Origin of the sequence: Agromyces binzhouensis, assembly GCF_004135055.1 — a bacterium.
Taxonomy (GTDB): Bacteria; Actinomycetota; Actinomycetes; order Actinomycetales; family Microbacteriaceae; genus Agromyces; species Agromyces binzhouensis.
The window spans coordinates 1-1,026 of sequence record NZ_SDPL01000679.1; the positions used below are offsets into that span (position 1 = coordinate 1).

Genomic DNA, 1,026 nt, shown 5'->3' on the forward strand with positions numbered 1-1,026 from the left:
GTCGGCGCGCCCCTCGCCGAGCACCTGCCGGCGATCCCGCCGCGGCAGGCCGGCGCACTGCGCATCGCGGCCGGCCTGGACCGCGGCGATCCGCCGGATCGATACCTGGTCGGACTCGGCACGCTCTCCCTGCTGGCGGTCGCGGGCGAGGCGGGCCCGGTGGCGTGCGTGGTCGACGACGCGCATCTCCTCGACCCCGAATCGTTCGACGTGCTCGCGTTCGTCGCGCGACGCCTGCAGGCCGAGCGGGCGGCGATCCTCCTCGCCGGGCGGGCTGACGAGCTGCCGCAGGCACGGACCGCCGGGGTGCCCACGCTCGAGCTCACCGGCCTCGACGCACTCGACGCGGTCCAGCTGCTCGCGCGTTCGGCCGACGAGCCCATCGACCCGTACCTCGCGACGCGGATCGCGCAGGAGACCGGCGGGAATCCGCTCGCGCTCGTCGACCTCGCGCACGAGCTCACGGCGCGGGAGCTGACGGCGACGTCGCTGTCGGAGGCGCCGATACCGATCGGCCAACGGCTCGAGTCCCACTACCGCGTCCGACTCGAGGCGCTCCCGGAGGAGACTCGACGGTGGTTGCTCACGGCTGCGGCCGAGTCGACCGGTGACCGATCAGTCGTCGAGTCGGCGGCGGTCCGGCTCGGCCTGCCCGCCGACGCCGCGACGCCCGCCGAGCGTTCGGGACTCGTCTCCGTGCACGACGCGATCGCGTTCCGGCATCCGCTCGTGCGCCTCGCGGCGTACAGCGGCATGCCGGCCGACGACCGGCGACGCGTGCACGAGGTGCTCGCCGACCTGATGGTCGATCGTGGGCGCGACGACATGGGGGCCTGGCATGCGTCGTCGGCGACGTCGGGGCCGGACGCCGATGTCGCGGAACGGATGGAGCGTGCGGCAGATGCTGCGGGAGGTCGTGGCGGCATCGTCTCGCGTGCCCGCCTGCTCGCGCGCGCGGCGGACCTCACGCCCGACGGAGACGCCCGCGACCTGCGGCTGCTCGCCGCGGCCGAAGCCGCCACGGCG

The 1,026-nt window shown here is 75.2% G+C and carries 1 pseudogene; it reads left to right on the forward strand.

What is annotated here, in order from left to right:
• Positions 1-1,026: pseudogene (locus ESO86_RS19540) on the forward strand (helix-turn-helix transcriptional regulator); the annotation flags it as partial.